Genomic DNA, 25,670 nt, shown 5'->3' with positions numbered 1-25,670 from the left:
TGAGGTTTACCATGTGTATTTGTGTGAACTGCCATTACGTGGACCGCTGTGTCACCTACCATGCAGTGGAACATCAACATCAACAACCCCATTTGAGCGATCGCCCGGATTTTGATCCGGTCAACCCTTCTATCAACGTCAATATTCGTACCCCCGACCATGGCATCGAAATGGAGTGGGATGTGGTGGGTTGCGATAGTTTTTTCGAAGAAATGGGTAAATGGAGCCGTTTGCGCCCCAATGAACTAGTGCCCACTTAAATTTTTTGAGCGAAAACTAGCTTCCCCTGACAGTGAAACGCGGCAAAAATAACGCTCCGTGCAACAATGAACGCGGTATCAATAACATATAGGCAACTTCGTTAACCAAGGTTTCAAGATGGAACTACTCTATCAATTAGCCTGGCTAATTCCCGTCCTGCCCCTATTGGGTGCAACGGTAGTTGGCATTGGCCTCATTTCTTTCAATCAAGCAACCAATAAACTACGGCAAATCAACGCTGTTTTCATCATTTCCTGTTTAGGGGCTGCATTGGTAATGTCTGGGGCTTTGCTCTGGGATCAAATCCAAGGCCATGCCAGCTATTCCCAAATGATCGAATGGGCATCGGCGGGGAGTTTCCATTTGGAAATGGGTTATGTGATCGATCACCTCAGCGCCCTGATGTTGGTCATTGTCACCTCCGTGGCCCTATTGGTGATGATCTACACCGATGGCTACATGGCCCACGATCCGGGTTATGTGCGTTTCTATGCCTATCTCAGTCTGTTTGCTTCCTCCATGCTGGGGTTGGTAATTAGTCCCAATTTGGTGCAGGTTTATATTTTTTGGGAGCTGGTGGGGATGTGTTCCTACCTGCTGATCGGTTTTTGGTATGACCGCAAGGCCGCCGCTGACGCTTGCCAAAAAGCTTTTGTCACCAACCGGGTGGGGGATTTTGGCCTATTGCTGGGTATCCTCGGGCTCTATTGGGCCACCGGCAGTTTTGACTTTGGCACCATTGGGGAACGCCTAGAAGGTTTGGTTTCCTCCGGTGTGCTCAGCGGGGCGATCGCCGCCATTCTGGCCATTTTGGTTTTCCTCGGCCCTGTGGCCAAATCGGCCCAATTTCCTCTCCATGTCTGGCTACCGGATGCCATGGAAGGTCCCACTCCCATTTCTGCCTTGATCCATGCAGCCACCATGGTAGCGGCGGGGGTATTTCTCGTCGCCCGCATGTATCCAGTGTTTGAACCAATTCCAGTGGTGATGAATACCATTGCTTTCACCGGTTGTTTCACTGCCTTCCTGGGGGCCACCATTGCTCTAACCCAGAACGACATTAAAAAAGGCTTAGCCTACTCCACCATTTCCCAGTTGGGCTATATGGTCATGGCCATGGGCATTGGAGCCTATTCCGCTGGGTTATTTCACCTGATGACCCACGCCTATTTCAAAGCGATGCTGTTCCTCTGTTCCGGTTCCGTCATCCACGGCATGGAAGGGGTAGTGGGCCACGATCCAATTCTGGCCCAGGATATGCGCATTATGGGAGGGTTACGGAAATATATGCCCATCACGGCCACCTGTTTCTTGATCGGAACTTTGGCTATTTGTGGCATTCCTCCCTTTGCGGGCTTTTGGTCTAAGGACGAAATTCTCGGCCTCGCTTTCCAAGCCAATCCCCTACTCTGGTTTGTGGGTTGGGCCACCGCTGGCATGACCGCTTTTTACATGTTCCGGATGTATTTCATGACCTTTGAAGGGGGTTTCCGGGGCAATGACCAGGAAGCCAAAGACGGCGTTCTAAAGTTCTACGGCTTAATGCCTAACTTTGGTCCGGGAGCCATGAACGTGAAGGAATTGGACCATGAAGCAGGGCACGACGACCATGGCCACAGCAGTGAACCCCACGAATCCCCCTTGACCATGACTTTTCCCCTCATGGCCTTGGCGGTTCCTTCGGTGCTAATTGGTCTCTTGGGACGACCCTGGGCCAACCAATTTGAAGCGTTCATCCATGCGCCAGGGGAAGTAGTGGAACACGCAGCGGAATTTGAATGGGGCGAATTTTACATCATGGCCGGCAATTCCATTGGCATTGCCCTCATCGGCATTACCATTGCTTCGTTGATGTATTGGCAACACAAACTCGACCCCAAAGTGTTGGCAGAAAAGTTTCCCTCTTTGTACCAACTATCCCTGAACAAATGGTACTTTGACGACTTTTACGACAAATTGTTTGTCCAAGGTTCCCGTCGGGTAGCCCGCCAAATTATGGAGGTGGACTACAAAGTGATTGACGGAGCAGTTAACCTCACTGGTCTGGTCACCCTAGTTAGTGGGGAGGGCCTAAAGTATCTGGAAAATGGCCGGGCCCAATTCTACGCCCTCATTGTGTTCGGAGCGGTGTTGGGCTTTGTGATTGTCTTTAGCCTCACCTAGGCTGTCACCGGGGAGAGATATTTTTCAGTGTCTCCCCCAGAAAACGGGGTAAGTCTTCCTGACCACTGCCCCCTCTGTGCCATTTGGTTGCCATAACCAGATGGTTTTTTCTGTCCTAAAGTCTGGCGGGTAAACCTAGGGGTTCCTAGGCTAAAACCTGGGGTTTTTAGTAGCTGTCTTCCCCTTGGACAGTTTTGAGCACTAAACGTTGATTGGCCTGCATCAACAGGTCGGCGATCGCCGTTTTGAACCGTAGGGCGACGGAAGAATTAGCCAAGAAAGCCTGGGCTTGCTCCCGGTATTCTGCTCCTTGTACCGTTTCCGCTTGGTCTAGGGTTTCCAACGCTTGGCAGAGGTCATTGATCTGGGCGGTATGGTCAGACACGGTCTTGTTGCTCCAATGCAGTTTCCGCCATGGTAACCCAGCTACCCAAAAACAGAACCTTGCTTAATGAAACTTTTGCCTTGTTGCCGTTCCCACTTCTACCATTGCAAAGCTAGGCCAAAGGTTGACTTCCTTTGGCATCCCCTGAGGCAATAACTAGCCACCGTTAAAATGGGGTAAGCCGAGATTATAAACAGGAGGTGTTGATTCCGTGTCCGGTAAAAAAAATGATTACGATGCCCTCTTAGCAGATTTCACTGATAGGGAAGGGGCGATCGCCCTGTTGCGCCAATACCGACCCTACCTGGAAAAATTGCCCAGTTTACGGCGACCCGAACAAAGTATTATCACCATTCCCCTGCCCATTGTTCGTTTACGTTATCTGCCCCTCAACGATGCTGACCAAGGGGGCCGACAAACCACTCCCGTAGCGAAGGTAATTCCCTGTGACCTGGCGATTTTAATGTGTGACCCAGAATGGCAGGTGAAATTAGGCTCAGAAATCTTGGTTTTCATCCACCGTCCAGAAGAAAACTTTTCCGATCTGCTCGGTCGTTGGCGTCGGAGTCAAATTTACCTAGACCAGGACTATGAATGGCTGATGCCCCCCCAGGAAAAACACATGTTTAGTGAAGCGGCGGAAGAAATCTGTCCCCTATTCATTATTTTTGAGCAGACTCCTAATCATATCCAAAAGGGCCTGGCTGGGGCGGGTTTACCCTTTGTGCTCCATGGTGAAGGCTATGCCCCTGTAACGGAAACTCCCGAACTAATTTCTGAATAGCGGCTAGAGATTACCGGGCCTTCGGGCCTTAAAGAGGGTCCATGAGGTCGAATAAACGAATTTTTAAAGCTTCAATTTGGGAGAGGGGAGCCACTCCTGTGGGGCAAGAATCACTACACATCCGACAGTTGTTACACCCCCACACCCCCTGTTTATCTTTTCCTAGGGCTTCAAGGCGGGCCTTGCTGGCCATATCCCGATTATCCAAAATTAAACGGTGGGCCTTGGCGAGGGCATGGGGACCGACAAAATTGTCATTTTTCTTTTTGGCATCGCAGTCAGAATAGCAAACTCCACAAAGCACACAGTTGCTCACATCATTGAGGGCGGCCCGTTGCGCCGGTGACTGGAGAAATTCCGATCCGTTTTCCCTTTGGCGCTTATTCATTAGGTAAGGATAAACCGCATCCAAGCCGGCAAAAAATTTGTTCATATCCACCACCAAATCCTTAATAACGGGTAAATTGCCCAGGGGACTAATGGTGAAAATGCCGGTATTTTCCTGGTTACTATCGGTGAGCCACTGTTCTAAATTTTTAATGCTTTCTTTACAGGCCAATACCGGGCGATCATTAACCCGCAGAGCACAGCTACCACAAATGGCATTGCGACAGTTTTTGCGGAAGGCGAGACTGCCATCCTGTTGCCATTTAATCTGATTCAAACAGTCTAGGACGGTGGCCTGGGTATCAACCTCCAAAGCATAATTTTGCCAATGGCGATCGCCGTTGCCCTGTTGTCGTTGCACTTTAAAAGTAATTTTCATGGTAAGGGAGGTTAACTTAGCAAAAAGGGCATGAACTTCCCATTACCAAAGGGCCACTGACAATAATTTTTCTGCCTGGCCCCTGCAAATGCCCGCAAGTTAATGGGGAATTACAGGAAGACATCCTCCTTAAATTTTACCCCCCATTAGCCCTAGGAAATTAGCCTTACTCTTCCTCGTCGTCGGCCCCCACCTGCTTGAGGTGAATATGTTTGCGGCCGAGGGTAATTTCAAATTCATCTCCTACGTTGAGACTCATTTTTTTTGTGTAGGCGGCGCCAATGAGAAGATTGCCATTGGATTGCACGCTAATGCGGTAACTGGCGGAACGTCCTCCCCGACCTTGGCCAGAGGAAGAACTATCTAAATCAATGCCTTGGGCATCCATTAAGGCGTTGTAGAACTTCATCATATTGACCCGAGGCAGGCCTTTTTTGGTGGAAGTTACATAACCGCAGATTTTGGCTTTCTCTTCTTTGGGAAGGTCTCCTAATTCTTTAACTTTCTCGAGCAATGCTTCGCCGGTTAAGGGCTTGGTTGCGTTTGATTTAGCCATTAAAGTTTTCAGTGATTGAGATTGATCAGGGTTGGGAAGCAAGATGGGGTTAGTCGAGGGAATAATGGACTCTTTTTCCCCTTGCTACCCTGCTTATATTACACGTTTCTAGCAATAATTATCTAATTTGTTTAAATAAATAGTTAATTTAATGGGATAGTTGATGGGCAAGGATGGCTTCTATACTAAAGAGATGAAGTTGACAACAAAAAGCCATTACAGTGTTAAAGCCCTGCTGGATTTAGCTCTACAACCAGACTACGGCCCTGCTTCGGTGAAGGCGATCGCCGAGCGACAAAATATTCCTGGGCCCTATTTGGAAAAACTGTTGATTACCCTACGACGGGCAGGCATAGTTAATGCCTATCGGGGGGTGAGGGGAGGTTATCAATTGGCCCAGGCTCCGGACCAGATTTCCCTGGGGCAAATATTAGCAGCTCTGGAAGAAAGTTTGGAACCATTTCCCCAATATAGGGATGACCAAAGTTTGGCGGAGGATTGGGTCACCCTGAGTGTGTGGCGACAATTACACCAAAAATTTGTCAAAGCTCTTTATTCGATCACTTTGGCCGACCTCTATTACGATGCCCGCAGTTGGCAGGCGGCCCAGGGGGAGGGGATTAATTTTATTGTTTGATGGCGTCAGTGAACGGTTCAGTTATGGTTACGTTTCTGCTTCAACCGGGGGTAATTCGGCCTCCTCGTAGGTCCGCCATTGATTGCGACCATGGGCCTTGGCTTCATAGAGGGCTAAATCCGCCGCTTTGACTAGGGACTGGGGACTGCCATGGCGATCGGGTAAACAGACGGCAATGCCAATGCTGACGGTGACATAGCCGGTGTCGGATTCAGTGTGGGGAATGGCCAAGTTAGCCACTTCCGCCTGGAGGGCTTCCGCCACATGAATGGCTCCCTGGAGTTCGGTTTGGGACAGGATAATGGCAAATTCTTCCCCTCCGTAACGGGCGGCTAAATCCGTTGGTCTTTTGGCCACTTTGGCCATAACACTAGCAATTTTTTTCAAGCATCGATCGCCGGCGGGATGGCCGTAATTATCATTAAAACCTTTGAAAAAGTCCACGTCACAAAGTAGCAGGGCTAGGGGCTCCGTAACCCGTTGCAATCGTTGCCATTCCCGTTCCAGGGTGGAATTAAATAGATAGCGGTTACCCACCTGGGTGAGGGCATCCAAGGAAGAAATTTGTTGCAATCTAATGTTGGCGGTTTCCAGTTGTTCATACAGTTCCCCTTGATGAATGGCGATCGCCACCTGGGTGGCCAACTCCATCAACAGTTGCAGATCCTCTTCTTGCCAATAACGGGGAGCTTTGCATTCGTGGGCAATGAGCAAACCCCAAAGATTTTCATTAAAAACCACCGGCACCACCAAATTGGCCTTGACCTGGTAGTGACGCAGTAACTCCTTGTGGCATTCTGCCAAGTCAGCCTTTTCAATGTCAGACACGGCCCGCACCCTACCTTCCCGGTAAAGCCGCAGATAATGGCCTTTAAAACAGGGGTCGTCAATTTCTTCATTAATGATCGATTGGCAAAAATCGTTGTGGGATTCCGTCACCACCCGCCCCGACCACTGGGAATTAAATTTAAATAACAGCACTCGGTCAGTGTTTAAAAATTGCCTCACTTCAGTGACAGTGGAGTGCAAAATATCATTGATATTGAGGGAAGAACGGATCTTATTAGAGATTTTCAGCACCAATTTTTCCTTGGTATTACGCTGTTCTAGGCGTTCCTTGAGGGAAACGTAATCGTGCAGTTTTTCCGTCCAAGGATTTTCTCGGTTGAGGATATTGGGAGGAAAAGCTTCGCCAGCATCGTCTGGAGCATGCTCCGGCTTTACCTCCAATGAGGAATCGTGGAGCAGTGGGGGAGTGGGGCCAAAATCAAGAATTTGCGGATAAAACAAATAGGTAATTATGGCTTCCGCCGGTAGAGGTCTGGTGAGAAAATAACCCTGTCCCAGGTGACAGCCCATTTTCCGGAGTCGTTGCAGTTGGGCTTCCGATTCAATACCTTCGGCAACAATTTCTAAATTTAGACCCTTAGCCAAATCGATTACATATTGAACAATGGCAGTGTCAGCCCCCTCATTAAGTAAATCGTCCACAAAGGATTTGTCGATTTTGAGACGGTGAATGGGCAGTTGCTTGAGCATACTCAAGGAAGAATAGCCGGTGCCAAAATCATCGATCGCCACTTGCACTCCCTCTTCCCGCAGACGATGGAGTAGTTTGACTGTACCCTTAATGTCCTCCATCATCAAACTTTCGGTAATTTCTAGCTCCAGATCCTCCGGTGGCATGGCTGTACGTTCCAAACAATCCAAAACTGAATTGAGCCATTTATCGTCCTGGAACTGGCGGGCCGAAATATTGACCGCCATGCGTAACCGCCTTCCCGTTTCTCGGTAAAAATGCTGGTGGGTGGCACAGGCCATTTCCAGCACCCATTGTCCAAGGTTATGAATTAAGCCCAACTCCTCCGCCAACGGAATAAATACATCGGGGGCCACCTGGCCCAGACGGGGATGTTGCCAACGCACCAACGCTTCCATGCCCATCAATTTGCCCGTATCCAGGGCCACCTGAGGCTGAAAATAGAGCACAAATTCCCCGTTCACCAATGCCCGTCGCAGGTCTGATTCCAAGGTCAGGCGATCAAGCGTCGGCGAAGAATCCTGGGGCAGATAAAACTGATAGGTGTTTTTCCCCTGGCATTTGGCTCTAGTCAGGGCAATCTCAGCAAACTTGAGCAAAGATTCAGCAGTTTCACCATCGTAGGGAGCCATGCTGATGCCCGTGCTAGCGGTGAGGTAAATGGGTTGTCCTTCAATGAAAAACGGCTCCTGGAAAGTACCCAACAGAGTTTCGCACAGGGGAATAATTTCTTGCTTATCACTAATTTTGGTCAGCAGAACCGTAAAACCATCCCCATGCCAACGGGATAATAACGGGGCATAGGCGGCCAGGGGGGACAATTTTTGCTTCAGGCGATCGGCCACCTCCTGCAACAGGCTGTCGCCAATTTTATGGCCAAAGCTTTCATTAATGCGTTTGAATCTGTCCATGGCAATGACCAAAACCCCTACCATTTTGCCTTCGTAGAGAGCATCGAGCAGGGCCAGGGTGAGTTGCCGGTTAAAAATGATCCAATTAGGTAATTGGGTAAGGGGATCGTAGGCTGTTTGTTGGGTAATTAATCTGGTGACAAACTGTTGGGTAATGGCCATATAAAGCTGGGTGCCGGCCACCTGGGCCAATTTTTGCTCTGCTTCTTCCCAAATGGGCATTAGCTTTTGGGTTTCCTGCCAGGCTTCAAAGGAAAGGCGGGGCAACATATTGCGGCGATCGACTATCCGTTTCCCGGCCCAATTTTTCACCAGAGATTGTTCTTTGCGCAGAAAGATTAGTCCCCCCACCCATTGCTGATCCGCGGTCAGGGGCACCACCAAAAAAGATTGAAAATTTTCCGCATTCAATGCCTCCGCCGGAGCGGTCCAATTGCCCTTTTCACCCAATTCACTGAGGGTGTAGCCCTGGGGGACACAATTGTTGGTATGGGAGGGTTTCACACTGGTCAAAAATTTTGGTTTTTCCCAGAGGGACTGCACTGGAGTGGAGGACTCCGCCGCTGTTGGTTTTCCCCGCATCAACTCCTGCCAGAGGTCAGTTTCCAGCCATTCTCCCCAATCAAAACTGAGATTCCATTGGTAATACCGGGCCGAAGTCCCTGTGAGATCCGGGGCAATGTAGAGCACTGCTCCGTCCGCTTCCATTGCTTCCCCCACCATCTGCAGCGCATACTGCCAGGTTTCTGGGCGATCGCCATACTGGGCCACGGTGCTTTCCAGGCGTTGGACTAGGGCTTCTTGGATTTGTTGCTGATGGACCCGCTCACTGAGTTGGGACTGGGTAATGGCCAGGGAAACTTCCTTACTGAGGAGAGCCATGGTTTCCCATTCCTGGTCTGTGAATCGTCGGGGCTTGCTGTGGTGTATGGCCATAATGCCCCACAGTTGTTGATCCTGCATGATGGGCACCGTTAAGGAAGATAGTACCCCCATGGCCAAAAGATATTGAATATGGCAACTATCCACCTCCATATAACGGTTGTTTAGGTAGTCCATGGTGCTGATGTGGCCAGACAAATCATGGGACCTTTTACGGCGGTGGGCCACATCCACTGCAATCATTTTTCTTTGCATACCCAACTCCTCCCTGGCGTGGGGGGGAATGTCGTCCGCAGGGAAATGGAGCCCCAATAGGGAAGGCAAAACGGCTCTGTCCACCGCCTCTGACAGTACTTCTCCACTACCATCAGCCGCAAATCGATAAACTTTTACCCGGTCCACTCCCAAAAATAGCTGAGCTTCCTCCACAATTACTTGGAGGGTTTCCCGCAAAGTCAAAGCCCGATGAAATTTATTAATGACATTGCGGAGAAAATTTTCCAGGGAGTGATTAGAATCCATGTTTTGACACAACGAAGATTGGGCGGAGAAAGGAGATTGTCGCAACAATCAACGGCAAAACCAGCCAAAGTCATAGGTAGTCTTCCCCCACGAAAAAAAAAGATCCGCCCTAGAAACCTTGATTGTTTAAACCGCTTCTGTTTACCCTCGGCCCTTGGCGATTAGATCCTTGCCAGCCTTAGTACCCAGGAAAGGAGAACAAAACTTAAGCCAATAAAAGGGAGGGAAAACTAAATTGAATTTTCTCTATATCTTAACAAAATTGGGTAGGGAACCATGGTGGCTCTGGTGGCTGTTGCGGGGAAAGAGTTGCATGTTTGCCGGCCACCCTCCACAATGAAGCCAATTTGCCCAGGGTTTTTCCCTTACTTGATCGGCGATTTTTCTTGATTTAATTTACTTTTTTTCCAACAATCTTTGCTGTGATCGCTATTTATCCTGGTAGTTTTGACCCCATTACCCTCGGTCATTTGGACATTATTGAGCGGGGTAGTGGTTTGTTTGAGCAAATCATTGTCGCCGTGCTCTGTAATCCCAGCAAGCAACCCCTATTTTCGGTGGAAAAGCGACTAGAGCAGATCCGCCACTGCACCCAACACCTGGCTAATGTGACCGTGGATAGCTTCAATGGACTGACGGTGGACTACGCCAAGCAAAAACAAGCAACGGTGCTATTGCGGGGTCTGCGGGTCCTGTCGGACTTTGAGAAGGAGTTACAAATGGCCCACACTAATCAAACCCTTTGGGACGGAGTGGAAACTGTATTTTTGGCCACCGCCAAGGAATATAGCTTTTTAAGTAGTAGTATTGTCAAAGAAATTGCCAAGTTCGGTGGTAGTGTGGATCATCTTGTTCCCCCCTCGATTTTGGCCGATATTTGTTCTTCCTACCCATCCCCCTAGATCAATTGCGTTAAAACCGTTTTAACTTTCGTTCTATTTGCCCCGTCAAGCGCCTAGATAACCCTATGACCCGCCGAGAGAGTGCCAATCCCGAAGTAACTGAGAATAGCGCCGTTGTGCCCGGTCAGACGGTGGATTTCGATATTCAACAACAGCTAGCTGAGCTCCAGGAATTACTCTACGACAGCTTCCATATCCCCCTAACGGCCTGGAGTGTGGTGGATGAGGAGAAAATCCTGGACCAAATTGATGTCATTGCTGAATTTATTCCGGGGGCAGTGCATCGGGCGATCGCCATTTTGGAAAGGGAACAGCAGATTTTACAGGGGGCGGAGGTAGAAGCCCAACGGATGATCGAAGTGGCCCACCAGGAGGCCCAGCGCATTAAGGATGAATCGGGCATTATCCAAAAGGCCCAATACGAAGCAGACCAATACAAAGCCCAAATACAACAGGATTGCGATGCCCTCCAGCGCCAGGTGCAACAGGAATGTGAAGCTCTGCAAAGGCAAACCCAACAGGAGTGCGACACCCTACGAAGGCAGACCATGGGGGAACTAGATCAAATCAAACAGGTTACCCACCAGGAAATTCAACAATTTCGTCAGCAAACGGTGCAGGAATGTGAAGCCCTGCAAAAACAAACAGAACAGGAAGCCACCGAGATGCAGAGGGACGTGGACACCTATGCCGATCGCCTGTTGAGCCGTTTGGAAGGGGAATTGGGACAAATGATGCGCAGTGTCAGCCAGAGCCGGCAGATCCTGTACGAAAATTCCGCTGAACATAACGCCACCATCACCAATCGTCCCCCCGTGGCCACAGCTCCCCCTGTGGTGCCCCCTTCCCCTGGCCCCAAACCCCCCAGAGGCGATCGTCCCCGTCGTCGTTCCCGCTAGGGTGGGGTAGGTTACTGTGTCATTGAATCTAGACAAAAATAACCCCCATCTATCGTCAGAGCCGGGGCATTTAGGGGAATTTCGGCGGGGGTTGGAAAGTTGGCCCCCAGGCTTAGCTTGGCAACCCGATGGAGAGCAAATTGAGGCTCTGGTCAAGCTCTACCAAGGAGTTTTGACCGGTAATGCCCGCTTAAATTTGACCCGCATCACCGCTCCCCTGGACTTTTTGGAAAAACATCTTTGGGATTCCCTGGCGGGGATTTTGTTGTCGGACCATTGCCATGGTTACCCCCAAGCGAAGGTGATTGACATTGGCACCGGGGGAGGATTCCCCGGATTACCCGTGGCCCTGGTGTGGCCCCAGTGGTCCGTGGCCCTGTTGGACTCCACCCGCAAGAAAGTTAATTACCTAGAGGAGTTGGGGCACCGTTTAGGCTTGGCTAATTTGACCTATATGGTGGCCAGGGCGGAAGCGGTGGGGCACCAGTCCCAGCATCGCTCCCAGTATGATTTGGCCTTAATCCGGGCTGTGGGGGAAGGGGGGGTCTGTGCGGAATATGCTCTCCCCTTGGTGAAGGTGGGGGGCACAGTGGTGCTTTACCGGGGTCAATGGTCAGCGGCGGAAGCGGAGCAGTTAGAACGGGCCAGTGCCCTCTTAGGCGGCAAAGTCAGTGCCACGGTGGCAGTTGTTACCCCCTGGAGCGGTGCCCAACGACACTTCATCTATCTAACCAAGGAAAAACCCACCCCCAATGATTTTCCCCGGGCGATCGGCGTGCCCCGTCAACATCCCCTCGGCGTCGTGGATTGATATCGGCTTTCCGTTGAACCAAATTATTGTAAATTGTTGACAAAAAACTTTTCCCACAGACAAACACCGTTAGGGCTAAAATTTGCTTTAGCCGTATAAGATATAAATCATCTTACTCAGACGATCCCCCGACCCGTTTTTTGGACTAAAGTTAACGCTTACTAAGTTCGCTGTTTTATTTTAGTCTGTGGGCGGTATGCTAAGGGGATGGCCATCCAAATTTGAGGGTACGACCTTGGATCAGCAGAAAATCCTCGGCTATTTTATCGAAGAAGCTCAGGAACATTTGGAAACCCTAGAACGGGGCATCCTTGACCTGGGTAAGGTGGTGCGGGACTCGGAACAGGTTAACGAGATGTTTCGGGCGGCCCATTCCGTTAAGGGGGGAGCGGCCATGTTGGGCTACACCAGCATCCAAAAGACGGCCCACCGCCTAGAAGATGCATTCAAGGTGTTGAAGGAGCATCAATTACCCGTAGACCAAAAGTTGGAATCCCTATTCCTCAACGGCTACGATGTCTTGCAGGACTTGGTGGAAAAGCTCCAAAGTCCCAGCGGACTCCAACCAGAGGAGGCGGATTCCATTGTGGATGGGGCTTCCCACCAGTTTGAAGAGTTACAGAATTATCTCAATTATCTCCTCACCCAAGGTAGTGCCACGGCCACCTCAACCCAGACCATGGCGGCTAAGTCTACCAATGCGGGTACGTTCAATGAGAGCGATGTGCCCGAAGAAATTAAAGCCCTGTTGCACAAAATGTTGCAGTTGTTTAAGCAGGAGCCCTCGGCCACTTCCCGGGAGAAGCTGCAAGAATATTGCACCCGTTTGGGTCGCTTAGCCCCCAAGCAGGAAAATTGGCAGCATTTACTCTCCCTCAGTAAACAGGCGATCGCCAATCCGTTGCATTCCTACCGCACTTTGGCCCCGGTGGTGTTGAAGGATCTGAAACAGGGCTATGACTGTTTTACGTTGGCCAAACCAGAAAACATCCGGGTCAGCGATGGTCTTAAACAATTGGCATCTAGTCATGTGGCCCAGGTTCTCATTCCAGCGGAACCGACGGCGGCGGCCAACATTCTGATGAAGGTATTTAACGAAAGTCAACTGCGCCAACTGATTAAAAATCTTTCCGCCTCCCATTAGTCCGGGGCTTTAGACTCGATCAAATAGCCACAGGTGTGTTCCCCGTCATTGAGCCAATGGGTTCTTTCGATGGCACAGTCCGGCAGAATGGCGGCAAACATTTCCAACTCATGACCACAAACAGTGGGATAGGATTCGGCCACGTCGGCGATTGCACAGTGGTGCTCAGACAAAATGAATTTCTCCGACTGTTCCAGCGACAGGGGATGGAGTTCTGCCATATAACCTTCTTGACGCCGTAGTTCCACTAGTTTATGTACCCTTTTGGCCAAGGAACCCTGGCCAATTTGTTGGCGGTAGGCTTCCGCTTTCCGTTGCCATTGTTTTTTCAGCACTGCCCCCAACTGTTCCTCCCCCACTGTTTCTACCAGGGAATCGATGAAAGAAAGGGCAAATTCTCCGTAACGTTGGGGAAACTGTTCCCTGCCCTGTTTGCTCAGTTGGTAGAGAAATTGGGGTCTGCCCATGCCCTGTCTTTCCTGTTGATGCTCAATTAAGCCATCATTTTCCAAATCCTTGAGGTGCTTGCGCATGGCCTGGGGACTAATGCCCAACTCCTCAGCCATGGCGATCGCCGATCCTTGCCCTTCTTTGAGGAGATAGCGCAGAATATCTTCTTTGGTGGAGTGGGAAGAACTGGTGGTCATGGTCAACAACAGGAGAGGGAAATTTTAGAACCGATGCGGTGGCAGTCCAGTAAACTGAAGGGACAACCCCCATGCTAAGCATGATTACCTAAATTAATTGTCGGGTAATTATCAATTGGTTAACCCTGGCCCATGGGCCAAGGGACTTCCCGCAGGATCGCCGACCTTGGTCTTGGTACTTTGACAACAATTGGGTTGCTAATCTATTCTAGAATAGACTAAAACAACAAATAAGTTGTTTAAGGCTCATTCCTTGAGATTTATTCCGTTCCACTGCCAATCTACCTTGCCCTAGGCAGTTACCTATCTGAATTCCCCGGAGAACACTGCATTCGATGAGTTCCACCACCGTTAAAAACCTGGTCAACCAACCCTACAAATATGGCTTTATCACCGACATTGAAGCGGATGCTATCCCCCGTGGTCTGAGTGAAGACGTGGTGCGACTCATTTCTGCTAAAAAGAATGAGCCAGAATTCATGTTAGATTTTCGCCTGCGGGCCTACCGTCATTGGTTGACCATGACGGAACCCACTTGGCCAGCGGTGAGCTATCCCTCCATTGATTACCAAAATATTATTTACTATTCCGCCCCTAAGCAAAGTAAGAAAAAACTAGAAAGCTTAGACGAGGTGGACCCCGCTTTGTTGGAAACTTTCGAGAAGCTGGGCATTCCTCTGTCGGAGCAAAAACGTTTGAGTAATGTGGCGGTGGATGCCATTTTTGACAGTGTTTCCATTGGCACCACTTTTAAGGAAAAGCTGGCGGAGGACGGAGTAATTTTCTGTTCCATTTCTGAAGCATTGCAGGAACATCCCGATCTGGTGCAAAAATATTTGGGCAGTGTGGTACCCACCGCTGACAATTTCTTTGCCGCCTTAAATTCCGCCGTATTCAGTGACGGTTCCTTCGTCTTTATTCCCAAAGGCGTGAAATGTCCCATGGAATTGTCCACCTATTTCCGTATTAATAATGGGGATACAGGGCAGTTTGAGCGGACATTAATTATTGCCGAAGAGGGGGCCTCCGTTAGCTATTTGGAAGGTTGTACAGCGCCCATGTACGATAGCAACCAACTCCATGCTGCAGTAGTAGAGTTAGTGGCCCTGGATAATGCTGATATTAAGTATTCCACGGTGCAAAACTGGTATGCCGGCGATGAAAACGGCAAAGGGGGAATTTACAACTTTGTGACTAAGCGGGGTCTATGCAAAGGCGTTAATTCAAAGATTTCCTGGACCCAGGTGGAAACTGGTTCTGCCATCACCTGGAAATATCCCAGCTGTGTACTGGTGGGTGATAATTCGGTGGGAGAATTTTATTCCATTGCTTTAACCAATAATAAACAGCAAGCCGATACGGGAACCAAGATGATTCACATCGGCAAAAATACCCGTAGCACCATTATTTCCAAAGGTATTTCTGCTGGTAACTCTGCCAATAGCTATCGGGGTTTGGTGAAAATGGGACCCAAAGCCCAGGGCGCTCGCAATTACTCCCAATGCGATTCCATGCTCATTGGCGATCAGGCGGCGGCTAACACTTTCCCCTACATTCAGGTGGATAATAATACCGCCAAGGTAGAACACGAAGCCTCCACCTCCAAGATTGGCGAGGATCAACTCTTTTACTTTGCCCAACGGGGAATTTCAGAAGAGGATGCAGTGTCCATGCTAGTCAGCGGCTTTTGTAAGGATGTGCTCAACGAATTGCCGATGGAATTTGCGGCGGAAGCTGACAAATTATTGAGCCTCAAACTAGAAGGTACTGTGGGTTAAGCAAGTCTATTGGTTAGGGGCGGTTAATGCCAAACTGCCCCGGCCAAGACCCCTGATTCTGACCCACTGTTTTATTAAAAAACAAGCTTTCTCTTCATCTAATCTATTTTTACCACTCAACTACTTAACTAAATTAATTCATGAGCCAGACTGTTCTATCCATTAAAAATTTGGCCGCCTCCGTTGATGGAAATCAAATTCTCAAGGGGGTTAACTTAGAAATCAAAGCAGGGGAAGTCCATGCCATTATGGGGCGCAACGGTTCCGGCAAAAGTACCCTGTCCAAGGTAATTACTGGGCACCCCGACTATGAAATTACCGACGGTGAAATTATTTACCAAGGGCAAGATTTATCAGCTCTAGAACCGCACGAAAGGGCTTTAGCAGGTATTTTTCTCGCCTTTCAATATCCCTTAGAAATTCCCGGCGTCAGTAATTTAGATTTTCTCCGCATTGCTTATAACGCCAAACGCAAACATTTAGGCTTGGAAGAATTAGACACCTTTGATTTTGAAGACCTAATCCAAGAAAAATTGGATGTGGTGAAAATGAATCCTGCTTTTCTGGAACGCAGTTTAAATGAAGGGTTTTCTGGGGGAGAAAAGAAGCGCAACGAAATTTTGCAGATGGCTATCCTAGAGCCGACCCTATCCATTTTGGACGAAATTGATTCCGGTCTAGATATTGACGCACTCCGCATTGTTTCTGAGGGGGTCAATTTTCTAAAAAATCCCGACAATGCCACCTTGGTGATTACCCATTATCAACGCTTGCTAAATTATATTGTTCCCGATCATATCCATGTCATGTATGATGGCAAAATTGTCATGAGCGGTGGTAAAGAATTAGCTCTGGAACTAGAAGAAAAAGGCTATGACTTCTTAGATGAAAAAGCATTGGCTGCTGTCTGATTTTTTCAGAGTTCACCAAAGTTACTAATTTAATTACTAACTTCATTTAACCGTTAACTAATCCGAACCACCATCGCCAAGGATATTTGCTATGACTGCCGCTGTTTTGACTAATGCTTTAAGAAAAAATAATCACCATTTTGAAGTGGACAAACAGTTGCAGAGTCTTAAAGATCGAGCAATTTTAGGGGAAGGTGGAGATCCAACCTTGCTCGCCAAAAGACAACGGGCAGAGAAATTGTTAGACGGACTAAGATTACCCAATAAAAATGATGAAGAATGGCAGTTTACTAATTTAACTGAGCTCAAGGAAATTGACTTTGCCACTGCAAAAAAAATCAGCCTAGATGCTGCTAGTGCAGAAAACTTTTATTTACCGGAAGCAAAGCAAAGCCGTTTGGTTTTTGTTAATGGTTTCTTCTCGGCGGAATTATCCAATACCAGCGATTTGCCTGAAAATATCGTCTGCGGATCCTGGAATCTTTTGCCCCCCAATAAACAGGAAAAGTTAGCTGATTATTTAGCTCAACGGGAAGATGGAGAAGATGTTTTTAGCACCCTCAACACGGCGGGGCTGAAGGATAGTGCCATAGTCTGGATTCCCGCCAATATTGAGCTGGCGACCCCCATCCATTGTCTGTTTTTAACGGTGGTTGATCCCACTCCTGCCTTAGTGCAAAATCGTTTGTTAGTGGTAGTAGAAAATAATGCCCAAGTTACCATTGCAGAGTCCTACGGGGCTATCACCAATAACTGTACCGATCGCCCGCAGCAACAGCCCTACTTTAACAACATTGTCAGCGAAATTTACCTAGGGGAAAATGCCCAGGTCACCCATATCCGTAACCAGCGGGATTCCGGTGATAGCTTCCACATTGCCACCACGGCGATCGCCCAGGCCAAGCAGAGTCGTTACAAACTCATTGATATTAATTTGGGCGCTAAATTATCCCGCCATAATTTGGCCATGACCCAACAGGGGGAAGCCACGGAGACCGAATTTTTGGCCTTGACTACCCTGGCCGGCCGGCAGGTAAGCGACACCCACAGCACTATTGCCTTAAATCACCCCCATGGGGTGACCAATCAACTCCATAAATGCATTGTGGATGAATATTCCCAGGCAGTTTTTAGCGGCAAAGTTTTAGTCCCCCAGGCGGCCCAACTAACCAATGCCCAACAATTAAATCGGAACTTAGTACTGTCTCCCAAGGCTCGCATCAATACCAAACCAGAGCTACAAATTACCGCCGATAACGTTAAGTGTTCCCACGGTGCCACCATCAGTCAATTGGAAGCCGATGAAGTTTTTTATCTCCGCAGTCGGGGCTTAAATGATTACGATGCCCGCCATTTGTTAATTGATGCCTTTGCCGGAGAAATTTTGGATCAAATTCCCCTACCCTCTTTGCAAGGACGTCTGCGGCAATGTATTTCCTGTCGGACTATTTAGTCAGTCAGAAAATTGATATTTTAGTTGATTTTTTAATTAGTCTTAGTATTGTTTGATTGTTAAACCATGCTTGCCCTACAAACCCCCAGCCTTGCCGCCACTGTCCGCCAGGATTTCCCCATTTTAAATCAGGAAATTAATGGTCATCCTCTGGTGTATTTGGACAATGCCGCTACGTCCCAAAAACCCCGGGCAGTGTTGGAAAAATTAAGGCACTATTACGAAAACGATAATGCTAATGTCCACCGGGGAGCCCATCAGCTAAGTGTGCGGGCCACTGATGCCTATGAAGCAGTACGGGGTAAGATCGCTAAATTTATCAATGCCCGATCGCCAAAGGAAATTGTTTATACCCGTAATGCCACGGAAGCAATTAATTTAGTGGCTTATAGTTGGGGCATGAATAACCTCCAGCCAGGGGATGAAATTATCACCACTGTGATGGAACACCACAGCAATTTAGTACCTTGGCAAATGGTGGCGGCTAAGACTGGGGCGGTGCTGAAATTTGTCCAATTAGACGAGCAGGAAAGCTTTAATTTAGAGCAATTTAAAACCCTACTTTCTGCAAAAACCAAGCTAGTCACCGTTGTTCATATTTCTAATACCTTGGGTTGCATTAACCCAGTGGAAGAAATTACCCGATTAGCCCACCAAGTTGGGGCCAAAGTATTAATTGATGCTTGTCAGAGTGCGCCCCATTATCCCTTGGATGTGCAACAAATTGATTGTGATTGGCTAGTAGCCAGTGGCCACAAAATGTGTGCCCCCACCGGCATTGGTTTCCTCTACGGCAAAGAAGAAATTTTAACAGCCATGCCGCCCTTTTTTGGGGGTGGAGAAATGATTGCTGAGGTCTTTTTCGACCATTTCACCACTGGGGAATTACCCCATAAATTTGAAGCGGGTACTCCGGCCATTGCCGAGGCGATCGCCTTGGGGGCGGCAGTGGATTATCTAACTGATTTAGGTATGGAAAATATCCACAACTACGAAGTGGAATTAACCCATTACCTCTGGCAAGGCTTGGCGGAAATTCCCCAACTGCGGCTTTATGGGCCTAACCCCAAATATGGCGACCGGGCTGCCCTGGCTTCCTTTAACGTGGCTGGACTCCACGCCAGTGACGTGGCCACCATGATGGACCAAGACGGCATTGCTATCCGTTCTGGTCACCATTGCACCCAACCATTGCACCGGCTATTTGACGCTTCTGGCAGTGCCAGGGCCAGTTTGTACTTTTACAACACCAAAGAAGAAATTGATCTATTTTTGCAATCTTTGCAAGCCACCATTAGCTTCTTTAGTGACGATAACTTTAACGTTTAACTGCTTCAGCAAACCTGATTTTGAGGTAATCATCCTCCATTTTTGCTCCAGCAGGGGTCAAGCCAGCCAAGGCCTGGGGCAGCACTAGGTTGCGGCGATGGTTGCCAATGCGGACATTTAACTCATCCCCGGTTTTATTGAGTTGGATTTGTTCCTTATGAATGCCAGGTAAGTAAAGCTCTAGACTGTAGTCGTTATTGTCACCCTGGACAATGTTAATGGTGTTTTCTTTGTAATAAACCTGGGAAGGATCCTCATCTTTATACAAGGTTTCTTTCAGTCTTTCCAGAGCAGCTAGACCACACATCTCTTCGGAAAATAAGGGCGCTTCCTTCACCGGCAGAGGATAGAAATTGTCGTAGATTTCTTGTTTATAGACCTGTTGGTTACTTTTCCATCGTTGAAAGAAAGGATCATCAATGGTGTCTGGCAAAATCCGGTTAGCAATGACCAAATCTGTGGCCACATTGTACAAACTCAGATAGGCATGGGCCCGCAATGATTCCTTCAGCACCATTTTTTCTGGATTAGTCACTAGGCGCACGGAAGTTTGGGTATTATCCGTCAGCACTTTTTCCAGAGCCTCAATTTGCTCATAGAATTCGTAGGGGGCATCCATCACTTCTTTATCGGGCAAAGAAAAACCGGCGATCGGTCTAAATAGGGGTTCCACCAACGGTCTGAGGGCCACGGACATTCCTTGTAAAGGCTTATAAAAACGCCGCATATACCAGCCCCCCACTTCCGGCAAACTGAGCAGACGCAAGGCCGTGCCCGTGGGAGCAGAGTCGATAATCAGTACGTCATAATCAGCTTCGTCGTAGTGGCGCTTCATCCGCACCAGACCAAAAATTTCATCCATGCCAGGGAGAATGGCCAGTTCCTCCGCTTGTACCCCGTCTAGCCCCCGGGCCTGTAGCACCTGGGTAATGTAACGCTTCACTGCGCCCCAGTTACCCTCCAACTCCATCAATGCATCCAATTCCGCTCCCCAGAGATTTTCCTTCACAAGGCGAGGCTCATGGCCCAACTCCATATCAAAACTGTCAGCGAGGGAATGGGCCGGGTCGGTACTCAGGACCAGGGTCTTATGGCCTAATTCCGCACAACGGAGGCCAGTGGCCGCCGCAACAGAGGTTTTGCCAACCCCCCCCTTACCTGTCATCAGAATTACGCGCATGGATGGATCTGCCTAGAAATATGAAAAATCGGAGACGGAATGTTACATATTGTTAACTTCCCTGCCTCCATTATGCCGGGAAACACTAGGCTTTGGGAAGAATCAGAGACTTCATCATTAGATTGATCACAGCGGTGACCGCGAAAACTAACTTCCAACAATAAAAAGCTTTATTTTTCGATTCCCCGATTTCAATCAATGTCAATCATGCGATTTTGCCAATGCTCTATGGGCTCCTGATATCGTTTACAGGATTAATTGAAAAAACATTAACCACAAAGATAGCTTAATAAAATTCAAGATAGTTTAATTTGTCAAAAATTTCTTGCCATAGAAACTTCTAAATCCCTTCCATACCTTACCGCCGTATCTTACATTTTGATTTGCCAAACAAACCCAATATTCATTGGCTTCTTCGTTCTTAATATTATTTGGTACACCAAAATAATCTATAGATTCCAAATATTTTAATTGTTCTGAAGATAGCAAAGGGCACTTTTTTTGGTATTCAACTTGAGATATATCCTCAGATATTAATTTAATATTCCACTCTATAACTTGACCAAATCTAAAAATTATCGGACTAAAAAAGATAGCTATCCACAATAATGCCAAAAAAGAATTAATTCTAGAAAAAAACACAGAAATTCTATACCCTAACCACACAAAACCCAGAGGAAAAAGTGCCATTGAAGCAACCCATTGCCTAGACATAATCCAATAATTGCTTAGATAAGAAATATAGGATAACAAAATTGAAGCAGCCAAAGCAAATATCATTAACAAAATCGGGCTGACAAAGCTTTTAAAGTAGTTAGATCTTAGTCGGGGTATACATGCCACAAGTAGAACAGGTGTCATACTTGCTATTATTAGAGGAAATAGAAAGCTTTGCAAAAATTCTAAATGATTTAACTGGAAAAAACTGGTAAATAACTGTTCAGATTTTATCCATTGGAAAGGATCAAGGTTTGTTTTTTCACTAAATCCACCTCTTAGCCAAGTTGATTCTCCCAGTAGAATAAATATTAAGCATCCTCCCAGTAGCAAGAGAACATTTATATGCTGGATAGCAGATTTAAATGAAAACTTTTCTGTTGCTTCAATTAATTTTTGCAAATATGTAAATATGACAATACCTAACCAGTATATACAGAAGTAAGGATGAAAAAGAACTCCAATTAAAACAGAAAGAGTTCCAAAAATCTTAAAAATAAATTTTGATCTTAAATTTATTGGAGTGCTGTAATAAGCAAGAGTACAAACCGTGGCAGATACTAGTGGCATATAGGGTCTAGCTTCACCAACAAAATACATCAGCTGAGTTTGGGAACCCAAAGCCATAATTCCTATAAATTGCCATAAAAATGATATTTGCCAAAGACGAAATAGATAGAGAGTTGATAACATTAACCCCAACCCAGACAATAGGCTAGGAAATCTCAACCAAAAGGTGCTGGCTCCAAAAATTTGCATTAGCCAATAGTTAATAATCATGTAAATACCTGTTTGTCCATGATTAATTTCTAATATTGATTCGCGGATAACGTGCCAGGCTTCTCCTGTTGTTTCGTATGAGCCCAGAGCAAAATGTAAAAATTCGTCTATCCAAAGGGGTCTTCCAAAGGAAGAATATAAACCCAAGCAAAATAGAGAAAATAACACTAAAACCAAATTAAATATTTGAGGATTAACTGATTTATTATCTATTAATTTAATATTTTCTTTGTTCACGATTTTTGCCACACAGCTATGATAGACTTACCAAATTTATATCGTAGCAGAGGATCAATGATTTTAGAAATTGGTATCATCCAAGTGTCCCAGACTCTTATTTGTCTCAAAGTTGGCATGGCTTGCCTTAAATAACGATTGCTTAATGAAGCTATTAAACCTACAGAGTCAAGATATTTCAAATTAATTAGTTTGAGATCTGCCAACGTCAATTGTTTTATTGTTAGATAATTATACCGACGGTAGTGCCCTACAGATTCATCAAAGGAAGAAAACAACCATTGATGAGCTGGAGCTAAGACTATCAAAAAACCTTCTGTCTTTAGATGTTTAACTGCGATTTTTATTTCCTCAGTATCATCTTGAATATGCTCAAGTACATCGACATAGATAATCGAATCAAACAACTCGTTAGCTCCGATATCAATTAAAGAACCTTTTTTAACTTCGCAGATTGGCAAGGAATTAACTTCTACTTGGAGTATTTTATTAAGTGAAGGATCTGGCTCTAAGCAAACCCAGCGTTTATGGTCAGAGCGACAAAGAACTTTGGTTGTAGCGCCAATACCTGCACCAACTTCTAAGACGAATTGACCCAAATACGGAATAATTATTTTAGAATAATATTTTTTCCAGTTTTTAGCGTTTTTAAATAGGCTCAATTCAGATCCAATGTACTTATAGTCTTTCATGTTTTTTCAGATTTCCTTTACTGATAAAATAAAGTAGTGATAATCTCTATTTGGCATAAAACTAATATTATTACGTCCCATTAAAACAAGAAAAATAAAAGATAATGCAATCATAAATATTTGTAGAATAAGAGAGAATAATATAGTTACTATATAGGATGTCCATCCGGGTATGGCAATGTCTGTCATAAGACGTATCCCTATAACTATTAATAAAACTATAATTATTAATCCAATCATAAGACAGGAAAGAATTAATAAACGAACGCCAACGATTTCACCGTGAACTGAAATTGCACTTAAGCCATGCGTAACTAGCGCTATAAAGTTCATTTGAGACTTACCATAATAACGAATTCCACGACGAGTATCTATATTTTCATTTGCCAGTTTTGATTTCAAAATACCCGCTGCATAATGATTCCATATTTCTGAAACTCCCACTAATCTAGGAAGTAGTCTAAATGGAATAACGCTAAAATTACCAACTCTAATATCATATCCAGTTAGTAATCGATAAATGACGCAGTATAGATAGTAGAAAATTTTAAATGACTGAGACTCTGAACGTCTACTTCGTCGTGCAAAAATAATTTTATTATAGTTATTTTCAGTACATTTTTGAATTAAAACAATACAATCTTCGGGAGTGTCTTCTCCATCAGCATCCATTACTAAAACCATATCTCCTTCACAATATGCTTCCGCATGAGCTATGCCAATTGCTATAGCTCGTTGATGCCCAATATTTCTTTTAAGTTGAATAATTTTAATACTCTTAATTATATTGAAATCAATATTTAATATTTCGTTATTTTCAGTAGTCGAGCCGTCATCAACGATTAAAATATCGGCAATAATATTATTGCTATTTAGAACTAAATCTATATCCTCTAATAGCTTTTTTACTGACTTCCAGTCGTTAAAAACAGGAATTATAAAAATGACTTTTCTGGAATAAGTTTGCCTAGACGCTTTTTTGGAGTTCATCACGGACAAGTGAAAAAATTTTCTTAAGCAAAATACTTTGTTAAATCTTGTAAAATAAATGCGTAATTTTTCAGGGAATGTTTTCTGCGGTAAATTTTGCTCATAATAATCATTTTTTGGCGAATAGATTTATTTTTTAATACCTTTGAGATCTCTGATGATATATTAATTTCACTCTGCCAACTTAGAATTAATTCCTCTAAGCCATATTTTTTTAACTCCCTAGCCATCCAGGTACCGGGGGATACTAACGGTATCCTTTCTGCAATGATGGCTTCAGTGAAAATGCCGGAAGTCCTTTCTGCGTAAGCCTCTGGGTCGTAGGGTAAGAGAATGATTTGGGCTTTGTTTAACCAATCGGTGTATTCTTCCCTGGTCAGGCGATCGCCAATTAAATGAACTTCAATGCCTTCACTGTTACTTTTTAACCCGGAAGCGGCAGCCGCAATTATCTTCAGTTTGGGGGAGTTATGCCAAGGTGATGAAACCAAACCTCGCATCACCGACCAGCCTTTTTCTTCCCTGGGGGCACCGGGCCACCAGCAAACGATGGGATCAGCTTGTAGGGATAGGGGCACAACTTCAGCAAAATCCGTGTGGGGAATGGGCATCACCGTAAAGGGTTGGCGAAAATAATTCTGGAGCGATCGCCCGAGGGGTTCACTATCGGTTAAGAATTGGCACTGGGGCGGGGGCAATAATTTCCGTAAGCGTTGGTGGAGCCAATGGTAAAGAGGACGGGTTTGGTCTAAATGCACATCTCGGCGGTAGAGAATCCAAAAATGCAATCTTTTGCGGTTTGAAGCAGACAATTGCCGCAGTCCCCACCAGACAGCAAAAAGTTGGAGATGGATAAAGCGCTCCAAAAATAGGATGATTGGTCTGTTTTCTCCATTGTTCAGCAACGGTTGCAATTGTCGGGCCAAGACATTGCCGCATTCCATAGCCTGGGGAAGACGGGTTAATTTTGCTACCATACTGCCCTCTGCTTCCAAATCCTCCGGCAGAAGAACTCGATGGAGGCGATCGCCAATTTCCTCTAACTTCGGATCTGCATCCTGGGGAACCCAAGCTTGATATTGCCAACCCAAATACTCCACCGATCGCCGCACTGCCCCGTGGTAAGGCAAAATATGGCCTTCCCCTCCCATTAGATGGGGAATGAGAGAAATAAAGAGGGGTTGATCCTTGGAATCGTCAGAGTTCATTCGCTTGAGGGGGAAGCCAGCAGACTAATAGTTTCCCCCAGATTGGCAAAGACGGGAATCGGCCCCGCTAATTGCGCCGCAAATTTATCCAACTGCTGGCAGGTTTCCTGGCCCCGGCCTGTTAGTAGCACCACTGGTTGGCAACCGGCGGCAATGGCCGCTCCAACGTCACTGGGGGCATCACCAATAAAGTAGGATTCTTGGAGAGAAATTTGGTACTGCTCTGCCGCCCGCAACAGCATTTCGGGGGCAGGTTTGCGGCAATCACAGCCTTCCTCTGGATGGTGGGGGCAAAGGAAAAAATCGGTGAACTTTACTCCCTCTTTGCCATACTCCCGTTGAATTTTGTCATGCACCGCCGCCACGTCACCATGGTCAAAATAACCCCGGCCAATGCCCGCCTGGTTGGTGATCACAATTAATAAATAACCGGCTTTTTGCCACTGGATTAAAGCTGGTCCGGCACCCCGGGGTAACTGCACTTGTTCTGGCTTACCAAGGTAGGGAATATAGTCAATGATGACGCCGTCACGGTCGAGGAACAGAGCTTTACGGAGGGCACTCAAGGTTATCGGTGTGGATTTT

23 protein-coding genes are annotated in these 25,670 nt (G+C 46.6%); 12 read left to right on the top strand and 11 right to left on the bottom strand.

What is annotated here, in order from left to right; all coding sequences use genetic code 11:
- Positions 1 to 11 precede the first annotated feature (11 nt).
- Positions 12 to 260 carry a Ycf34 family protein gene (locus H6G45_RS07480; protein ID WP_190597826.1) on the top strand — a complete coding sequence of 83 codons (249 nt, stop codon included), beginning with the start codon at positions 12 to 14 and terminating at the stop codon, positions 258 to 260.
- Between the two features lie 118 nt (positions 261 to 378).
- The gene (locus H6G45_RS07475) at positions 379 to 2,424 is read left to right on the top strand and encodes an NAD(P)H-quinone oxidoreductase subunit 5 (RefSeq protein ID WP_190597825.1); all 2,046 of its coding nucleotides are present in this window, start codon (positions 379 to 381) and stop codon (positions 2,422 to 2,424) included.
- Positions 2,425 to 2,590: 166 nt separating this feature from the next.
- Here H6G45_RS07475 and H6G45_RS07470 read toward each other — a convergent pair whose 3' ends face one another.
- On the bottom strand, positions 2,591 to 2,809 hold the full coding sequence (locus H6G45_RS07470; RefSeq protein ID WP_162329026.1) for a hypothetical protein: 219 nt from the start codon (positions 2,807 to 2,809) through the stop codon (positions 2,591 to 2,593).
- Between the two features lie 211 nt (positions 2,810 to 3,020).
- Here H6G45_RS07470 and H6G45_RS07465 point away from each other — a divergent pair, with 211 nt between their 5' ends.
- Positions 3,021 to 3,593 (top strand): hypothetical protein, encoded by a 573-nt coding sequence (locus tag H6G45_RS07465; RefSeq protein ID WP_190597824.1) that lies wholly within the window; start codon positions 3,021 to 3,023, stop codon positions 3,591 to 3,593.
- 28 nt (positions 3,594 to 3,621) lie between these two features.
- Here H6G45_RS07465 and sdhB read toward each other — a convergent pair whose 3' ends face one another.
- Complete coding sequence (gene sdhB / locus H6G45_RS07460) at positions 3,622 to 4,359, bottom strand: succinate dehydrogenase iron-sulfur subunit (protein WP_190597823.1); 738 nt, start codon at positions 4,357 to 4,359, stop codon at positions 3,622 to 3,624.
- 166 nt (positions 4,360 to 4,525) lie between these two features.
- Entirely contained in the window at positions 4,526 to 4,915 is a 390-nt protein-coding gene (locus tag H6G45_RS07455; RefSeq protein ID WP_190597822.1) for an AbrB family transcriptional regulator, read from the bottom strand.
- A gap of 163 nt (positions 4,916 to 5,078) precedes the next feature.
- Here H6G45_RS07455 and H6G45_RS07450 point away from each other — a divergent pair, with 163 nt between their 5' ends.
- A complete protein-coding gene (locus tag H6G45_RS07450) occupies positions 5,079 to 5,552 on the top strand; it encodes an RrF2 family transcriptional regulator (RefSeq protein WP_190597821.1) in 474 nt (157 codons plus the stop codon).
- Between the two features lie 27 nt (positions 5,553 to 5,579).
- On the opposite strand, the gene H6G45_RS07445 is transcribed toward H6G45_RS07450, so the two are convergent.
- A complete protein-coding gene (locus tag H6G45_RS07445; protein ID WP_190597820.1) occupies positions 5,580 to 9,407 on the bottom strand; it encodes a diguanylate cyclase in 3,828 nt (1,275 codons plus the stop codon).
- Positions 9,408 to 9,829: 422 nt separating this feature from the next.
- Between H6G45_RS07445 and coaD the strand changes: the two genes are divergently transcribed.
- From coaD to H6G45_RS07425, 4 genes are all read left to right on the top strand, one after another.
- Complete coding sequence (gene coaD / locus H6G45_RS07440) at positions 9,830 to 10,309, top strand: pantetheine-phosphate adenylyltransferase (RefSeq protein ID WP_028948957.1); 480 nt, start codon at positions 9,830 to 9,832, stop codon at positions 10,307 to 10,309.
- Positions 10,310 to 10,374: 65 nt separating this feature from the next.
- Complete coding sequence (locus H6G45_RS07435; protein WP_190597819.1) at positions 10,375 to 11,208, top strand: DivIVA domain-containing protein; 834 nt, start codon at positions 10,375 to 10,377, stop codon at positions 11,206 to 11,208.
- Positions 11,209 to 11,224: 16 nt separating this feature from the next.
- Complete coding sequence (gene rsmG, locus H6G45_RS07430) at positions 11,225 to 12,019, top strand: 16S rRNA (guanine(527)-N(7))-methyltransferase RsmG (protein WP_190597818.1); 795 nt, start codon at positions 11,225 to 11,227, stop codon at positions 12,017 to 12,019.
- Positions 12,020 to 12,254: 235 nt separating this feature from the next.
- Positions 12,255 to 13,163: an Hpt domain-containing protein gene (locus tag H6G45_RS07425; protein ID WP_199309625.1), complete on the top strand. Its 909-nt coding sequence runs from the start codon at positions 12,255 to 12,257 to the stop codon at positions 13,161 to 13,163.
- Here H6G45_RS07425 and sufR read toward each other — a convergent pair.
- Entirely contained in the window at positions 13,160 to 13,810 is a 651-nt protein-coding gene (sufR, locus tag H6G45_RS07420; RefSeq protein WP_190597816.1) for an iron-sulfur cluster biosynthesis transcriptional regulator SufR, read from the bottom strand. The genes H6G45_RS07425 and sufR overlap by 4 nt on opposite strands.
- A 335-nt stretch (positions 13,811 to 14,145) precedes the next feature.
- Here sufR and sufB point away from each other — a divergent pair, with 335 nt between their 5' ends.
- The 4 genes from sufB (at position 14,146) to H6G45_RS07400 (ending at position 19,281) form a co-directional block, all read left to right on the top strand.
- Positions 14,146 to 15,588, top strand: a complete 1,443-nt coding sequence (gene sufB, locus H6G45_RS07415; RefSeq protein ID WP_190597815.1) for a Fe-S cluster assembly protein SufB — start codon at positions 14,146 to 14,148, stop codon at positions 15,586 to 15,588.
- A gap of 140 nt (positions 15,589 to 15,728) precedes the next feature.
- Positions 15,729 to 16,499, top strand: a complete 771-nt coding sequence (sufC, locus tag H6G45_RS07410; RefSeq protein ID WP_190597814.1) for a Fe-S cluster assembly ATPase SufC — start codon at positions 15,729 to 15,731, stop codon at positions 16,497 to 16,499.
- A 91-nt stretch (positions 16,500 to 16,590) separates the two neighbouring features.
- On the top strand, positions 16,591 to 17,952 hold the full coding sequence (gene sufD / locus H6G45_RS07405) for a Fe-S cluster assembly protein SufD (RefSeq protein WP_190597813.1): 1,362 nt from the start codon (positions 16,591 to 16,593) through the stop codon (positions 17,950 to 17,952).
- Positions 17,953 to 18,018: 66 nt separating this feature from the next.
- Positions 18,019 to 19,281 carry a SufS family cysteine desulfurase gene (locus tag H6G45_RS07400; RefSeq protein ID WP_190597812.1) on the top strand — a complete coding sequence of 421 codons (1,263 nt, stop codon included), beginning with the start codon at positions 18,019 to 18,021 and terminating at the stop codon, positions 19,279 to 19,281.
- On the opposite strand, the gene H6G45_RS07395 is transcribed toward H6G45_RS07400, so the two are convergent.
- The 6 genes from H6G45_RS07395 to H6G45_RS07370 all read right to left on the bottom strand — a co-directional run bounded on the left by H6G45_RS07395 (position 19,271) and on the right by H6G45_RS07370 (position 25,651).
- Positions 19,271 to 20,461 carry a TRC40/GET3/ArsA family transport-energizing ATPase gene (locus H6G45_RS07395; RefSeq protein ID WP_190597811.1) on the bottom strand — a complete coding sequence of 397 codons (1,191 nt, stop codon included), beginning with the start codon at positions 20,459 to 20,461 and terminating at the stop codon, positions 19,271 to 19,273. The two genes, H6G45_RS07400 and H6G45_RS07395, sit on opposite strands and share 11 nt — an antisense overlap.
- A gap of 306 nt (positions 20,462 to 20,767) precedes the next feature.
- Positions 20,768 to 22,195 carry a hypothetical protein gene (locus tag H6G45_RS07390; protein ID WP_190597810.1) on the bottom strand — a complete coding sequence of 476 codons (1,428 nt, stop codon included), beginning with the start codon at positions 22,193 to 22,195 and terminating at the stop codon, positions 20,768 to 20,770.
- Positions 22,192 to 22,887, bottom strand: a complete 696-nt coding sequence (locus H6G45_RS07385; RefSeq protein ID WP_190597809.1) for a class I SAM-dependent methyltransferase — start codon at positions 22,885 to 22,887, stop codon at positions 22,192 to 22,194. The genes H6G45_RS07390 and H6G45_RS07385 overlap by 4 nt, the downstream gene beginning before the upstream one ends.
- Positions 22,888 to 22,893: 6 nt before the next feature.
- Positions 22,894 to 23,877, bottom strand: coding sequence for a glycosyltransferase (locus tag H6G45_RS07380; RefSeq protein ID WP_190597808.1), 984 nt, complete (start codon positions 23,875 to 23,877; stop codon positions 22,894 to 22,896).
- A gap of 23 nt (positions 23,878 to 23,900) precedes the next feature.
- Positions 23,901 to 25,085: a hypothetical protein gene (locus H6G45_RS07375; RefSeq protein WP_190597807.1), complete on the bottom strand. Its 1,185-nt coding sequence runs from the start codon at positions 25,083 to 25,085 to the stop codon at positions 23,901 to 23,903.
- Entirely contained in the window at positions 25,082 to 25,651 is a 570-nt protein-coding gene (locus tag H6G45_RS07370; RefSeq protein ID WP_190597806.1) for an HAD family hydrolase, read from the bottom strand. Before H6G45_RS07370 ends, H6G45_RS07375 begins: the two co-directional genes overlap by 4 nt.
- Positions 25,652 to 25,670: the final 19 nt, after the last annotated feature.

The sequence above is a fragment of the Synechocystis sp. FACHB-383 genome (genome assembly GCF_014698605.1).
GTDB lineage: Bacteria > Cyanobacteriota > Cyanobacteriia > Cyanobacteriales > Microcystaceae > Synechocystis > Synechocystis salina.
Note: the sequence above shows the minus strand (reverse complement) of the source record. Positions and strands in the feature narration are given on the sequence as shown.

Bases quoted from the DNA above. Each gene is read 5' to 3' on its own strand.
- H6G45_RS07375 (WP_190597807.1), bottom strand. From the start codon at position 25,085: ATGAACTCTGACGATTCCAAGGATCAACCCCTCTTTATTTCTCTCATT.
- H6G45_RS07400 (WP_190597812.1), top strand. From the start codon at position 18,019: ATGCTTGCCCTACAAACCCCCAGCCTTGCCGCCACTGTCCGCCAGGAT.
- sufC (WP_190597814.1), top strand. From the start codon at position 15,729: ATGAGCCAGACTGTTCTATCCATTAAAAATTTGGCCGCCTCCGTTGAT.
- sufB (WP_190597815.1), top strand. From the start codon at position 14,146: ATGAGTTCCACCACCGTTAAAAACCTGGTCAACCAACCCTACAAATAT.
- H6G45_RS07475 (WP_190597825.1), top strand. From the start codon at position 379: ATGGAACTACTCTATCAATTAGCCTGGCTAATTCCCGTCCTGCCCCTA.
- sdhB (WP_190597823.1), bottom strand. From the start codon at position 4,359: ATGAAAATTACTTTTAAAGTGCAACGACAACAGGGCAACGGCGATCGC.
- H6G45_RS07435 (WP_190597819.1), top strand. From the start codon at position 10,375: ATGACCCGCCGAGAGAGTGCCAATCCCGAAGTAACTGAGAATAGCGCC.
- H6G45_RS07445 (WP_190597820.1), bottom strand. From the start codon at position 9,407: ATGGATTCTAATCACTCCCTGGAAAATTTTCTCCGCAATGTCATTAAT.
- H6G45_RS07395 (WP_190597811.1), bottom strand. From the start codon at position 20,461: ATGCGCGTAATTCTGATGACAGGTAAGGGGGGGGTTGGCAAAACCTCT.
- H6G45_RS07450 (WP_190597821.1), top strand. From the start codon at position 5,079: ATGGGCAAGGATGGCTTCTATACTAAAGAGATGAAGTTGACAACAAAA.
- H6G45_RS07385 (WP_190597809.1), bottom strand. From the start codon at position 22,887: ATGAAAGACTATAAGTACATTGGATCTGAATTGAGCCTATTTAAAAAC.
- H6G45_RS07455 (WP_190597822.1), bottom strand. From the start codon at position 4,915: ATGGCTAAATCAAACGCAACCAAGCCCTTAACCGGCGAAGCATTGCTC.
- sufD (WP_190597813.1), top strand. From the start codon at position 16,591: ATGACTGCCGCTGTTTTGACTAATGCTTTAAGAAAAAATAATCACCAT.
- sufR (WP_190597816.1), bottom strand. From the start codon at position 13,810: ATGACCACCAGTTCTTCCCACTCCACCAAAGAAGATATTCTGCGCTAT.
- H6G45_RS07480 (WP_190597826.1), top strand. From the start codon at position 12: ATGTGTATTTGTGTGAACTGCCATTACGTGGACCGCTGTGTCACCTAC.
- H6G45_RS07380 (WP_190597808.1), bottom strand. From the start codon at position 23,877: ATGAACTCCAAAAAAGCGTCTAGGCAAACTTATTCCAGAAAAGTCATT.